The sequence below is a fragment of the Pantoea sp. A4 genome (assembly GCF_000295955.2).
Lineage (GTDB): Bacteria > Pseudomonadota > Gammaproteobacteria > Enterobacterales > Enterobacteriaceae > Pantoea > Pantoea multigeneris.
Genome location: NZ_ALXE01000017.1, coordinates 177,584 through 191,121, shown reverse-complemented (window position 1 = coordinate 191,121; position 13,538 = coordinate 177,584). Strand labels below are relative to the sequence as shown.

Genomic DNA, 13,538 nt, shown 5'->3' with positions numbered 1-13,538 from the left:
AGATGCGTCGCGTTTGCCACCTTTCTGGGAGATCTCTGCTGATGCTGGTGACCATGTCGAACAAAGAGCTTCACCGCCTTCCCGTTATTCAGGCCGTCATCGAAAAACGCCTGCGCCGTCGTGATGCGGCCTCTCAGCTTGATATCACTGAGCGTCAGGTTCAGCGGCTGATGAACCGCTACCGTGAATCTGGTGCCGCCGGTCTTACTCACGCACGCCGTGGCAAGCCCGGCACGCATCGTATTGACGAGGAACTGCGTCACCGCGTACTGACGTTGCTACGCGAAAATTACGTCGGTTTCGGCCCAACACTTGCCGCAGAAAAGTTGCAGGAACGTTACGGGATCAAGATTTCTGTTGAGACGCTGCGCTGCTGGATGACTGCTGACGGGCTTTGGATCCCGCATGCACGCCGTCAGCCGCGGATATATCAGCCACGCCATCGCCGCGACTGTCTCGGTGAACTGATCCAGATTGACGGTTCACATCATGACTGGTTCGAAGGTCGCGCGCCGAAGTGCTGCCTTCTGGTGTACGTTGACGATGCCACCGGTCAGCTGATGCATCTTCGCTTCTGCCAGAGCGAATCCGCCTTTGATTACATGCTTGCCACACGCAGCTATCTTGAAAAACACGGAAAGCCGGTCGCGTTTTACAGCGACAAGCACGCGGTATTTCGCGTCAGTCAGGCAGAGACACGACGTACTGGAATGACGCAATTCGGACGGGCATTGCACGATCTGAATATCGATCTTATTTGCGCCAACAGCTCTCAGGCCAAGGGCCGCGTTGAGCGCGCCAACCTGACACTCCAGGACCGCCTGGTTAAAGAGATGCGTCTGGAGAATATCAGCAGTATTCAGGCAGCTAACGCCTGGCTGGAAGCATTCATCCGGGCCTTTAACCAGCGCTTCGCCCGACCGGCTAAATACCCGAAAAACCTGCACCGCGCCGTTTTGGAGAACAGCCAGGAGCTGGATGATATCTTCGCCTGGCAGACGCAGCGCACGCTCTCAAAATCACTGACTTTTCAGTACGATAAAATTTTATATCTGGTTGATCCTACAGAAGAAAACTCGCGTATTGCCGGAGAGAAAATTCTTGCATTTGACTACCCGGACGGCACGCTCGCATTCCGTCACGGCGGCAGAGACCTGGCGTACCAGATGTTCGATAAGCTTGAGTGCATCAGCCAGGGGCGCATTGTTGATAATAAAAGGCTGGGCGCGGTACTGAAACTGGCGCAGGAGAAACAGGATGAGCTGGACGTGGCCGGCAAACGTGGACGCAGCACACATATGCCCGGGAGACGGGCGCAGATACAGGAGCAACTCAGGGCGATTAATCCGGTTCTGGCTGAGCCATCACTCTTCAAATCCAGTCTGAAAAAATGAGCGCACTGCCCTTTTCTCTTCTTCAGAAAACAGCCGAAAGTGACATTCAAAAATGGGAAATCAGAGTGACATTTAAAATCGGGATAGACATACGCTGTTACTCCAAAACGCTAATGTCGTACGGAGCAATTCATAGATGTCGTCCCTGAACTAACCTTAGATCTCCTCAGGCTTAGCTCAGGATGCAGACTTATGTTGGTGAGATCTATACCGGCTCGGCAACATTACGCGGATTTTGGCCCAACTCTGGCCACGGAGAAGCTTTTAGAACGTCATGGCATCCCGCTTTCGGTTGAGACTGTCCGCAACTGGATGATTTCTGACGGACTCTGGCGACCTCACTCACGTCGTCAGGTTCATATTTATCAGCCTCGACACCGGCGAGACTGTCTTGGCGAACTGATAAAGCTGGATGGTTCTCATCATGCATGGTTTGAGGATCGCGCGCCAAAGTGCTGCCTGCTTGTCTATGTTGACTATGCTACCAGTTACCTGATGCACCTGCGTTTTTGTGATTCAGAGTCAGCGTTCGACTATATGGCGGCAACACGAGAGTACATTGATTTTAATGGAAAACCCGTCGCGTTCTACAGCGACAAGCACGCCGTTTTCCGCGTTAACGGAACTGATGCACGCCGCAGCGGAACCACGCAGTTTGGCTGGGCGCTACGCGATCTGAGCATTGAGCTTATCTGTGCTAACAGCAGTCAGGCCAAGGGACGCGTTGAGCGTGCTAACAAGACGTTGCAGCATCGGCTGCTCAAGGAGATGCGGTTGCATAATATCAGCCCCATCAGCGAGGCGAACCATTGGGTTGCCGGCTTTATCGTTGACTTTAACCGCCGCTTTGCGCGACCGCCCAAGTATCCTAAGGATCTACATGCCCGTCCGGCTTATCTCCGGATGAACTGGACGATAATTTTGCCTGGCAGGACCAGCGGAAGTTATCAAAATCACTGACTTTTCAGTACGATAAAATGCTCTATCTCATCGAACCCTCTGATGCAAACACCCGTATCGCCGGTGAAAAAGTCAACGTGTATGAATACCCTGACGGCAGAATAAGCTTCCGTTATGCTCACCGGGAGCTGAGTTATTAGGTTTTTGACAAGCTGGTTTGTGTGGATCAGGGCGAAATCGTCGACAACAAACGAGCCATAAAAAAAGCAGATTTTTAAAAAGAATAGCGTTATAAAAAAGTAGAAATACTCACATATGACTCCAGAGCAAAGATAACCAAAGGGAAAGAAAGAACCAACAGAAAAATGTTACAATAACTTACATTTATAAGGACTAAAACCTCTTAACACCGGAGCCTCTCAAGATTTTCTGCGAGGATCTTTCCATCATATTTAATCTAAGATAGTCACTCAACCCTCAGCGAGTCAGTAAATATAAAAAACCACCATTAGAAAAAAGATTTGAAAAACAAGTTAAGAAAAATATTTACTATAAGACCCAGAGATGGCATCATTTCAAAAAAACAAAGGGAAATGAGCAAAGGAATAAAATGAGCATAAATGAGCTACCACCTACTGTTTACGTTGCCATGGGGACTCTTTTCGCGTCCTTAATTGCTGGGGTTTTTTCATACCTGAACATGATCGTATCGAAAGAAAATAAGGTTTCTGAATTTAGACTGGGCTGGATAGACGGATTAAGAAACGAAGTAGCCGAATATACCGCATCAATGCAAAACCTTAGCTTTATAATTGAAGTATATAACGAACTCCCTGAAACCATAGCATCTAACGAGCATCTATCTTGGTTATCTGAAATAGTAGAGCAACGAAAAATAGCCATAGAATGTATAACGAAAATACGATTAAGACTTAATCACAAAGAGGTTGAGCTTAACGAGGAAAGCGCAGAAAGAAAATTGATATCTGCAATTGAGTCAGCCAGAGAGCATTTGAATGATTTAAAATATGACGACGTAATGGAGGACTCAGACCTAATAAGGGTACATGCCTCTCCATTATTGAAGTCAAGCTGGGAAACCGTTAAATCCGGCGAGAGAAGATATTTAAAAATAAAAAAAAGAACAGAGCTAGTGCTATTCTTAGTATTTTTATCAATACCAGCCACACTGACTTATCAACTTCACAACGAACATAAAAAAAGCATTCAGCAACAAAAAAGCATAGATAGCCTTATAGAAAAAATGAATAAAAACCTTGAGGTAATAAATAAAGAAACAAATGAGGAAAAAAAACCATAAACTAACATGACTTATATTACCACCCTTATTTTATGAATCCCTCCAGGAGGATCTCATGAAATAAGGGTGGTGATAATTAAAGAAGATATTCTCCATATTATTACCTCCCCACCGAAATCAATTAATTTAGTGTTAATCAGTATGAGTGATATTTTTTCTGCCATACCCCCGACTACGCCGAGTGTTTATTATTAATTCAACAAGTTATAGCTATGCATCTGCTTTTCAAAAGCATAAAGCACACTGTATCACACTCAACATCGAACTACTCCCGTAAAACATATCCAGAGGTATTTAACATAAGAGTTTACACAAGAATAGATTTTGTTGTTACTCAAAAACGCTAATGTCGTACGGGGAGATGCGGATGTTTTCCAGGGCTGTTATGTTTGTGAATATAAAAATACCGGCTCGACATCAGTCAGCCTGTTGCCACTAAAGTGTCTGCGAAATGTTAAGCTGATTGGATTTCCACAGATTGCGAAAGGTGCTCCAGAGCTGCAATAAGCCTTTTATTTTCCTTTTCTAACCAGCCAGTAATAGAATTAATTGTAAGATCGTCCAGTGTCGAGTTTTCTTTTCCTTTCATTTGGACTGGAATATAAGTTCCGTTAGATAAAACGAGCTCAACCGTGGCTCTCACACCGCGTGAAGTACAGACAGAATATATGTAAGCGTCTCCGGATAAAGCTCTTGACTTGTAGGAGGCAACGCAGTGCTTCATTTCCCTACCCTCGGTTATCAGGGCGTTCACAGAAGCGATAAACTTAATGCCTGTAGCAGGCATCAGGCTGGGTTCTTCAAAGAAAATATCCTGCTGAATATATTTGGTGGTTTCCAGAAGTCGATTTGACCACTCATCATGTAATGCCCTAACTTCCTCCCGGCTCCGGCAATTGAGCACTATACTGGTCGCTTTTTTTATCCCGATATTTTCACCGATCCTGATGCTGTCCTTAACAATATGTACGAGTGAGGACATCCCCGGTTTATAGTCCCTGAGGTAAGGTTTACTCTGGAGAGTCAGCGACTTCAGCAGCTGCGAGCCTGCCAGGATGCGGTAGCGGAGTGAAAGATAAAGCTCCTGAAGTGATATAACATCATGATGTTTATATGCATCCATAATTTCATCATTACATAGGGACCGAGCCAGCCATCTGAGCTCTTCCCTCCTGCCGGATAACAGTGTGGTTTTCTTCAGTATTCTGACGCGATTCTCGGTGGATGGTATATCATTCAGCCAGGAAATTAAATGCCGTCTTTTCATTCTGGACAGGTATTCGTAAACGTGAGCACCTTGCGAAAAATAATTATGCAGTACTATCATCCAGACCAGATTTGGGCAGTCACTGAAGAGTTCAATCAGCGTGCGGCTTGATAACAGCGAGTTAAATAACTCAACCTGTGCATCCAAGTATCTCAGTTGAGATATCAGCTCATCATCAGGCTGCCTGCCAAGTAGATACATCAAATGATTAACAGCATCTCGTCCCATCACACCAACGTTAAATAATGGTATCCCACAGTCCATTTCACGGGGCTGAATATTTCCCTCATGATAAATATCGGAGAGAATAAGGCCATTATCGACATAAACTTTAATGGCAACGTTCAGAACAGGGGTAAAAGAAATTAATAATTTTTCCTTCAGAAGATAAACCTTCATGCCACCTCCTTTTGAAGGAGGTCTATATTTTCTCTTAATTCAAGAATCAGTCCATTCAGCTTAATCTGCTCTTCACTGGTGAAGCTTCTTGAGAAGTTTGCCCGTGTAACTTCTAACTCCAGCAAGCGTGTTCTGGCCATGACAAGGCTGAGACTATTCATACTGTCAATCGCTGCATTGCCCTTGCGTGTCAGCTCACCAATTTCAAGCTCGACAAAACCGAGTTTAGCCTTGGCAGTGTTGCTGTCTGCCATGCGCCTTAAAAGGAGGTTGATCGGTTTAAACATTATCACCATGCAGATAATAGATACAGCGGGCCAGCTCAGAGACAGTTGCAGAATTTGGATGATTTCATTCATTAAGTAAGTATCTTCTGGATTTTTCTTGAATGATTGCTTAACTGATAAGTGCTGTCAATAGACCTGAAATGATTAGCCTGATTAATCATTTCACTGAAAAGTTATGTCATCACTGCGTCCGGAAATTGTTAAGCTGGACACGCAGTAAGATTCACTGATCCACGACAATTATGTTGGCCGTCGCATGCCTAGACTCCTTTGCAAACAGGCTATTTCTATGTGGCGCACGGACCGGAATGAGTGATTACCTTGAGAGTGGCGTCTGTTGCAGATATTTTACATACAGCATTCTCCGTTGAACCACATTCTTAGGCAGGACTTAAGTTTGGGGAAGCGAATATCATGCCAGAATTCTGTTTCTGAAGGGAGTAGGATTTTGGGTCAAGGCCACACTCAATCGTCGCCATCATTGGATTTGTTATACATAGCCATAAGATCTACCATCGCACCAGAATGGGCCTCAACATGACGGATATAGCGCATGACCGTTTCCGGCTTTTTCCACGTTCCTTCCTGCATGATCTGTGCAGTACTGTAGTTTTTCGCGGCCATATCCACAGCAGCACCGACTCGTGTGCTGTGACCGGTCCAGCCCCGGTAGCGATTCTTGTTTCCGGCGATTTCCCTACCCGGCTCTGGCTTCAGCCATGCCCGTTTGAAAATATCCTCTATCGCCAGCGTGGTGAGCGGATTTTCGTACTCACTCTGGCCTTGTTCGTACGGTGCACGGGGGCAAAGGTAAACGCATCTGGCTCAGAGGCCAGGCCTGAAGCCATCAGCCTCCGGGTGAGATGTTCTGTCGAGAGATCGCCCAGCGCTTTAATCAGTCCTCCCGTCTGCACAATGGTTTTGGTCCAGGCCAAGTCTAGAATGATCCGTCCGTCGGCGACGCGGGTTACGTCCCGGATGCGCAGCCGGCCAAGCTCGCTGATGCGAAGCAGCGTTGCGTAGGCTATGTGCAAAAAAGCCAGGTCCCTCAGCTCTAGAAGATGGGATGACTCCGCCCAGGCTGCGTCGAGTTTCATCAGGCCCCGGATCCGGAACGGATGGCCTGACCGGTGCGCTCTCCCTGAACCACGGCAGTACGGTTATACGTTTAACCGCCCGTAAGACCAGCGGCGAGCTGTTCGGAGGATTGAGATCGGCGGCATCGAGATCAGCGCAGCGTGGGTTGATATGGTTGAAGAGGCCCGGCCGGTTGACTGCAGGTATAACAGATAGTCGCGCAGGCAGGCAGAGGACATCGGCAAAAAGCTGCGTCCGTTTTCCTGTGCCCAGGCTCCGCAGATGCGCAGATGCGCATCACACTGAGTAGCTGCCGCCAGGTGTTTCCGGAGAACGCTGCCCTGTCCTGCACAAACTCCCGCAGCCGGGCAGTAAGATCCTCGTCCGAGACAACAGGCAAACTGGAAGAGGATGAAACAGTGTCCGATTTGGTCATTTTGCATCCTATCCTGAGAGTTTGTACGATACGTAAAATCTGGTGATGTCAGACCCTGCTTCTTCATCAGATTTCATGTAGCGCTGCCTGTATTTTGCTCGCCTTTTGGGACATAACCGGTTGATCCCTATCATACGCGGATCCTCAGGCGGATCCTACCTTCATATAAGGTCAATTATATGAAGTTAAACCAGTAGTGTAGATAAAGTACATTTCCAAACTACATCCACATTCATTTAACTAATTCCAAAAGGCCAAAAATCATGACTACCATCACCGCAGATAAATATCGAATCATATTCAAAAAAATAATTTTTTATAATTCATAAAAATATAAGTAAAAAATTAAAAATTTAAATGCAATGGCTATTTTAATGTAAAACTATTGCGTTACACCAATGTTAGTAATTAATATTTCTCACCATTATAATGGTGCATCATGCTTTCTGTTTGGAACAGATAATTTTCGCCAAATCCAATTAAGTGTTTTTCTTTCGAGTAGAGCATGAATAAAAACCGACTCCCAGTTATTCTGGCTCTTATGTTTTTTGTCTAGAGATTTTAAGTGGGAAAACAAAATTGATTTCAACTCATTCTTGCTCAAGTTAGGTTCTGCTAAACTATAAACAACAGAACCAGGAGAGCACTTCATTTCATTAAACTTTTCAATAATCATTGTTTTTAAGAGCTCCACATCAACAATTTTTTTAAAATGAAATTCAAATTGCTCTTTTCTTTTTAAATCTCTAGGCGTAACGAAATTTATCTCTATTGTGACATTATTATTATGATCTCTTATCTTTGCTTTTATTATTCTTTTTGATAGCTTTTTTTCATACCTAGGATGAAGAAGTATTTCATCAGCACTACAACCAACAGTGAAATTTTTCTTTTTTTGATTGCATTTACATACAGGTATTAAGTTTGCACTTAGTATAGAGAATTCGGGAAAATGTCCTTGCGGAAGAAAGTGATCTACTTGAGTACTTAGTATAGCTCCACACATAACACAACACTTTCCCGTAAATTTAACTCTCATCGAGTTTATGTAATCTAAATGCTTATTTTTACTCTTGTAAAGAGCATTTATTCTTTCCCTAGCTATATCTAGCCCGACCATGCCATTTATGTATAACACACATCCTCTAGCTCTATGATATTCATCGTACCTCTCTGTAAAATAAGTAAGATCATTTTTTATTGAACTATTTTCATTTAATTTAGATAAAAAATTAAGATTTTCTTTATCGTTTTCAAAAGGAAAATTTAAAAATTTCACTTTATTTTACCTTTAATCATAGAAAGCATTTCAGAAGAAAATACCTGTCCATATTTTCTTTCAATCTCACTAAAGTTAATACCTTCACTTAATACATTTTCTACAATTGCAGTAACATTTTTAGATCGACCGTTTTCACCGAATATAAAAGTTGACAGCGAACCAATATTAGCGCCTAAAGTTGACATTCCGGTATTTTTTTGAATTAAAACATTTGTTTCATAATCTCTTTCTAAGATTATTATCTGATCTTCTGGTACATCTCTAACAACATAAACCGAGTGAGTAGCTATAATTGAAAACGACCCAGTTGATAATAGAATTGTTTGCAAGGAAGACATTAATTGCGAAATAAAATTAGGATGTAAATGCGTCTCTGGTTCATCAATCAGTAATAAACTACCATTTTCAATATTCATTGTCATTCCAGACAATATCTGAAGAAAGCTATACTCACCACTACTTAGCCTACATTCTCTACCATTTATTAATTTGATCGGCTCTAAATCCTGCTGTATTTCACTAAGCATGGAGAACTTGTTATTTTTTAAATTCCAAAGGTCGATGAGTGAATAGTATTGATTGGGGTTAATTCCTTTTAAATGAATGTCTTCATAAGAATTTAATTCACATAATGATTCTTGAAATATTACCCATCGATGTTTGTCTGCAATTTTTTCGTCAGTTCGTAAAATATCTAGCAATGACTCTGTCAGGGATTTAGCGCTGCGTGATTTTGATGATCTTGTTGTTGGGAAGGTTCTATAATAAGTGGCGGGATTTTTCCATTTTTCCGATGGAAATATATGCAATTCATGACGTGGAGCAAATAACAAAACTCGATTTACTTTAAGTCGACTTTCACTTTCAACATATCCTTTTAGAGCTTTTCTTGCTATATTATTTAATGTTCTACTTTTCCCATTTCCATTCTGCCCAATTAGAACAGTGATATTTCTATGAAATTCTTCTTGATAGCTGAATCTGAATTTCAGCTCCATATTTATGTCTACACCATCCTGCAAATCAATAGAGAAATCAAGTTCATTGCTTTTTATCTGCTCTCTCTCTTTGTTGAATAAAATGAAGTTTGCATTTTTGTACGCATAATAACTCTCAGAAGTTCTTAATAAGTATTTGTTAAACATCTTACTAGATATGAACAAGTTAAAGTATTTTGTTTTTTTTGTGTTGTTTCTTATCACTCCCATGTCATTTACTTCTTCGAATAATACCCTTGATGCCTCCAAGCCAAAATTCACCACCAACTGACGGTATGTCTCTAACGAAGGTGACTGAGAAAATAAAATAGTATTAGGGTCTTTTTCTATACAGTTTATTTTGTTGTTTACTTTTTTAAATACATCAAGCAGTGTGGATTCTTTTGGGTTTTCTTGCCTGTTATACAATGCAGCATTCGAAAGGAATTGTGTTTGAAAACCATCCACTAAAGCGTAAATATAAACTGAAGTTTTATTTCCGTAATCACTAAAATCCGCATCTCTAGGGGCTACTATTATGAGCTCTTTAAATCTTCCTTTAAGATGATTGATAGTATCTAATAGAAATGCTGGAGATCTACAAAAAAACACATTCATTTCACACACCCTTAATGGTTTTATTATTTCTCGATACCATCAAAATACATTATATCAACTAGGGAATCAATATTTAAGTTTGGGAATATTAGTTCCTTTATGTTTTCATTAAATGCCAGTACTTATTCATCCTGAAGCTTATCTATAAATACAGCAACTAAAAAGTTTCCAAAACCCGTATTTCTGATTATTTTCTGTCAATCCAGTAAGCTATTAGATATCGGTTAATCACTCTAGATATGGGCTTATAGCCTTATACTTTCTGCCTGAGAATGCATTCAGAGTGAACGTCTGATGCACTTTATCCGGCTTTCCTTCTCACCAATTATTAACGCTAATACCGCTTCTCTTCTGCCGATAGCCATTAATCGCATTTGTGCCGCAGGGTACAGCGGGTAACATTCTGCCGATGGGTATCATGACATCGGCAGCGGGTTGGCTTAATGACTGTAAGAACGTCGGTCTATTTGGATCAGGAACAACGAGAGCTGATTGCCCGGCTGTCGGCCACTTGGCTGTGGCGCAGCGAATTGCCCACCTGGCTGTTGATCGTCGTCATTTACGGCGGCTGGGTTGCTACGGTTGCCTGGTGGAAAACCCTCGGGCTGCTGCCATCCACGCTGTTGCTTATCTGGCTAACCACCTGGTATATGTCCTTGCAGCACGAGCTCATCCACGGCCATCCGACCCGATTCGCACGCCTGAACCAGCTGTTCGGCATGCTGCCATTCTCGGTCTGGTACCCTTATGGTGCCTATCGCGATCTGCATCTGACCCACCATATTGATGAAGACCTGACAGTGCCGGAGACTGACCCGGAAAGCTACTACTTTACCCGCCGCCGCTGGGCGCATTTTAACGGTGTGCAGCGTCAACTGGTACGCCTGCGCAACACCTTTCCCGGCCGCTTCCTGCTGGCCCCGCTGCTGACAATGTTCTGGGCGCTGGCCAACATCTGGCATTCATTTATACAGGGGGATCGCCCCGCCATCGTGATGTGGCTGGTACATTTCATCCTACTGCTGCCGGTGATTGGCTGGTTGCACGTTTATGATTTCTCACTGGTGTGGTATCTGTTCGGAGTGACCGGACCGATGCTGGCGATGACCTCAGTGCGATCGTTCCTCGAACATCGGGCGGAAGAGGCCCCAGAAGCCCGTTCGGTGATTAACGAGGCCGGGCTGTTCTGGCGACTGCTGTTTCTTAATCTGAACTATCATGCGGTACACCACGACCTGCCGCGCATTCCCTGGTACGGATTGCCGGTGGTGTATCGTGCCGGTAAAGCGGCGTATCTGCGGCGCAATCAGGGGTTTTTCGTTAAGGGGTACGGTGAGCTGATGCGCCAGCATCTTACCAGGCCGATAAAGGTCGAAATCAATCCGTGGTTCCCCGACGGACGCCCGGACACCAGGCCTCTGCAATCGCAGCAGCATCCTGAAAACACACCGGTCACCGACGTTGCCTCTGAGACTGGAGCAACACCATGACTCAACTGCTGTCTCTACCCATGTATGATGTGCAACCTGCGGATACGCGTCTGCTGGTGGACGCACTGCGCCAGCTGCTGGAACAGGGAGGCATTGATGGCTGGCATTACGCTGAGCCCAGCGATCGGCTGGCGCACTGGAAGGCGCCGTCTTTGCTGCTTAGCCAGACCTGCGGCTACCCGTTGTGCGCGCTGCTGCCTGAGGCGCAAGTGGTTGGCACCTTCCACTACAACGCTCAGGGGTGCAGCGGCTACCGCTACCGCAGCAGGCTGGTGGTGCGGGAAGCCGACGCTGCTAAACGGCTGGCTGATTTTGCGGGCAGGCGTGTGGTGTGCAACAGCGAGGATTCGTTGTCCGGCTTCCATACTTTGCGCGCAGAAATAGCCGCGCTGCAGCAAAACGGTCGTTTCTTCTCATCGCTATTGTTCAGCGGCGGCCATCGCCAGTCATTGCAGGCACTACAGGATAACGCGGCCGACGTGGCGGCCATCGACGCAGTCAGCTGGGCGCTATTTAGCCGCCACCAGCCGACATTGTTGCAGGGGCTTGCGACGATTGGCTACACCGCTGAACTGCCCGGCCTGCCGCTGATTACCGCCAGTGGCACCTCAGCCGCCACGCTGCGAAAATTGCGGCAGGCGCTGACCCGGATGGTCAGCGAACCGCAGTGGCGGGAGGTCTGCGCACGGTTGCTGATTTGCGGCTTCACCGCAACAAACCGCGAAGATTATCAGCCGGTCAGCGTGCTGGTAGCCCCAGCTTCTGCCGCAGCGTCCCCGGCTGATAAGCCGTCTTCATTACGCCCCGCGCTTTAAGTAGCGGGGCGACCTGCGCAACAAAGTTATCAAAATCCAGCGGCAGGAAGGGGAACATCAGATTGTAACCATCCACAGCCCCGGCGCTGAAGGCGGCGATCAGCGTTTCGGCGACTTCTTCGGCGGTGCCGATGACCAGCCAGCTGTCCGAGCTTTGCAGCAGCAGTCGACCCAGCTCCAGCACCGTTAAACCAGCATCATAGCCGCGGATGATCTGCAGCGCGGTGCGTATACCGTCAAAATTGTCTTCCTCGGGCAGCGGCGGAAGCGGTGCGTGGGGATCGGTGCCGCTGAGGTCCATCTGCAGATAGGTGCCGAGCAGATCCAGCGCCATCTGGTCGTTCATCAGCGACGTCACCAACGCCAGTCTTTCAGCCTTTTCTGCCGCGCTGTTCACCACCACCGGCAGCACGCCGCCGAGGATTTTGAAATGGGCGGGATCCCGCCCCAGCGCCCGCAGACGACGGTTCATATCCGCGCGGTAGGCAATCCCTTTGGCGATATCGCTCATAAACACAAAATGCATATCCGCCTGGCGGGCGGCGAGCTGCTTGCCAGCTTCTGATGAGCCTGCCTGCACGATCACCGGGTGCCCCTGCGGCGGCCGTGGTAGATTCAGCGGGCCGCGCACCTTGAAGAATTTGCCCTGATGATGCAACGGATGCACCCGCTGTGGATCGGCGAAGTCACCGCTCTGCTTGTCTAACAGCACCGCCTCCTCTTCCCATGAATCCCATAGCTTGCGCACGACATCGATAAATTCAGCGGCGCGCTCATAGCGCTCGCCGTGCGCTGGCAGCGTTTCGCGTCCGTAGTTGGCGGCCTCTTCCGGCAGCCAGGAAGTGACCACGTTCCAGCTGGCCCGTCCCTCACTGAGAAAATCCAGCGATGCAAAGTAGCGCGCCAGATTGTACGGCTCGTTATAGGAGGTCGAGGCAGTGGCCATCAGGCCGATGTGATCTGTCACCGCGGCCAGCGCCGCTAACAGGGTGATCGGCTCCAGCCGCAGGTTCGCGTAATGCGGAATACCGCTGGGCACCGTATCCCACACCGCCACGTGATCGGCGATGAAAATATTATCCAGCACCGCCTCTTCGGCGCGGCGCGCCAGTGTGGCATAGAACTTCAGCGTGAAAATCTCCCTACCGGGGGACTGGGGGTGCCGCCAGGAGAATCGGTAATCGCCCTGAGGATTGAAGAAGAACAGATTAAAAATAGCCGTGGGCTGGGTCATGCTGATCGCTCGCTAAGCACGGCGTCCGTTGTCGGACGCCA

Annotated in this window: 9 protein-coding genes and 2 pseudogenes; 5 read left to right on the top strand and 6 right to left on the bottom strand. The window is 46.4% G+C overall.

Features of this window, described 5'->3' with window-relative positions; genetic code table 11:
• Positions 1 to 53: 53 nt before the first annotated feature.
• From B880_RS0103895 to B880_RS0103885, 3 genes and pseudogenes are all read left to right on the top strand, one after another.
• The gene (locus tag B880_RS0103895; protein ID WP_083482061.1) at positions 54 to 1,394 is read left to right on the top strand and encodes an ISNCY family transposase; all 1,341 of its coding nucleotides are present in this window, start codon (positions 54 to 56) and stop codon (positions 1,392 to 1,394) included.
• A 222-nt stretch (positions 1,395 to 1,616) separates the two neighbouring features.
• Positions 1,617 to 2,491, top strand: a pseudogene (locus tag B880_RS24685) (ISNCY family transposase); the annotation flags it as partial.
• 413 nt (positions 2,492 to 2,904) lie between these two features.
• On the top strand, positions 2,905 to 3,615 hold the full coding sequence (locus B880_RS0103885) for a hypothetical protein (RefSeq protein ID WP_017346060.1): 711 nt from the start codon (positions 2,905 to 2,907) through the stop codon (positions 3,613 to 3,615).
• 454 nt (positions 3,616 to 4,069) lie between these two features.
• On the opposite strand, the gene B880_RS0103880 is transcribed toward B880_RS0103885, so the two are convergent.
• The 5 genes and pseudogenes from B880_RS0103880 to B880_RS0103855 form a co-directional block, all read right to left on the bottom strand.
• A complete protein-coding gene (locus tag B880_RS0103880; RefSeq protein WP_017346059.1) occupies positions 4,070 to 5,281 on the bottom strand; it encodes a PcfJ domain-containing protein in 1,212 nt (403 codons plus the stop codon).
• Positions 5,278 to 5,640 carry a hypothetical protein gene (locus B880_RS0103875; protein ID WP_017346058.1) on the bottom strand — a complete coding sequence of 121 codons (363 nt, stop codon included), beginning with the start codon at positions 5,638 to 5,640 and terminating at the stop codon, positions 5,278 to 5,280. Before B880_RS0103875 ends, B880_RS0103880 begins: the two co-directional genes overlap by 4 nt.
• Before the next feature lie 393 nt (positions 5,641 to 6,033).
• Positions 6,034 to 7,081, bottom strand: a pseudogene (locus B880_RS24680) (tyrosine-type recombinase/integrase).
• 424 nt (positions 7,082 to 7,505) lie between these two features.
• A complete protein-coding gene (locus B880_RS0103860; RefSeq protein WP_017346057.1) occupies positions 7,506 to 8,360 on the bottom strand; it encodes a hypothetical protein in 855 nt (284 codons plus the stop codon).
• A complete protein-coding gene (locus B880_RS0103855; RefSeq protein ID WP_017346056.1) occupies positions 8,357 to 9,958 on the bottom strand; it encodes an AAA family ATPase in 1,602 nt (533 codons plus the stop codon). The genes B880_RS0103860 and B880_RS0103855 overlap by 4 nt, the downstream gene beginning before the upstream one ends.
• A 443-nt stretch (positions 9,959 to 10,401) precedes the next feature.
• Here B880_RS0103855 and B880_RS24675 point away from each other — a divergent pair, with 443 nt between their 5' ends.
• Entirely contained in the window at positions 10,402 to 11,448 is a 1,047-nt protein-coding gene (locus B880_RS24675) for a fatty acid desaturase (RefSeq protein ID WP_036645271.1), read from the top strand.
• The gene (locus tag B880_RS0103845; protein ID WP_017346054.1) at positions 11,445 to 12,263 is read left to right on the top strand and encodes a phosphate/phosphite/phosphonate ABC transporter substrate-binding protein; all 819 of its coding nucleotides are present in this window, start codon (positions 11,445 to 11,447) and stop codon (positions 12,261 to 12,263) included. Before B880_RS24675 ends, B880_RS0103845 begins: the two co-directional genes overlap by 4 nt.
• On the opposite strand, the gene B880_RS0103840 is transcribed toward B880_RS0103845, so the two are convergent.
• Positions 12,187 to 13,497, bottom strand: coding sequence for an LLM class flavin-dependent oxidoreductase (locus tag B880_RS0103840; RefSeq protein WP_017346053.1), 1,311 nt, complete (start codon positions 13,495 to 13,497; stop codon positions 12,187 to 12,189). The two genes, B880_RS0103845 and B880_RS0103840, sit on opposite strands and share 77 nt — an antisense overlap.
• Positions 13,498 to 13,538: the final 41 nt, after the last annotated feature.

What these genes read in the sequence shown, in the direction of transcription:
- B880_RS0103885 (WP_017346060.1), top strand. Translation starts at nt 2,905, where the DNA reads ATGAGCATAAATGAGCTACCACCTACTGTTTACGTTGCCATGGGGACT.
- B880_RS0103895 (WP_083482061.1), top strand. Translation starts at nt 54, where the DNA reads ATGTCGAACAAAGAGCTTCACCGCCTTCCCGTTATTCAGGCCGTCATC.
- B880_RS0103840 (WP_017346053.1), bottom strand. Translation starts at nt 13,497, where the DNA reads ATGACCCAGCCCACGGCTATTTTTAATCTGTTCTTCTTCAATCCTCAG.
- B880_RS0103855 (WP_017346056.1), bottom strand. Translation starts at nt 9,958, where the DNA reads ATGAATGTGTTTTTTTGTAGATCTCCAGCATTTCTATTAGATACTATC.
- B880_RS0103875 (WP_017346058.1), bottom strand. Translation starts at nt 5,640, where the DNA reads ATGAATGAAATCATCCAAATTCTGCAACTGTCTCTGAGCTGGCCCGCT.
- B880_RS0103880 (WP_017346059.1), bottom strand. Translation starts at nt 5,281, where the DNA reads ATGAAGGTTTATCTTCTGAAGGAAAAATTATTAATTTCTTTTACCCCT.
- B880_RS24675 (WP_036645271.1), top strand. Translation starts at nt 10,402, where the DNA reads ATGACTGTAAGAACGTCGGTCTATTTGGATCAGGAACAACGAGAGCTG.
- B880_RS0103845 (WP_017346054.1), top strand. Translation starts at nt 11,445, where the DNA reads ATGACTCAACTGCTGTCTCTACCCATGTATGATGTGCAACCTGCGGAT.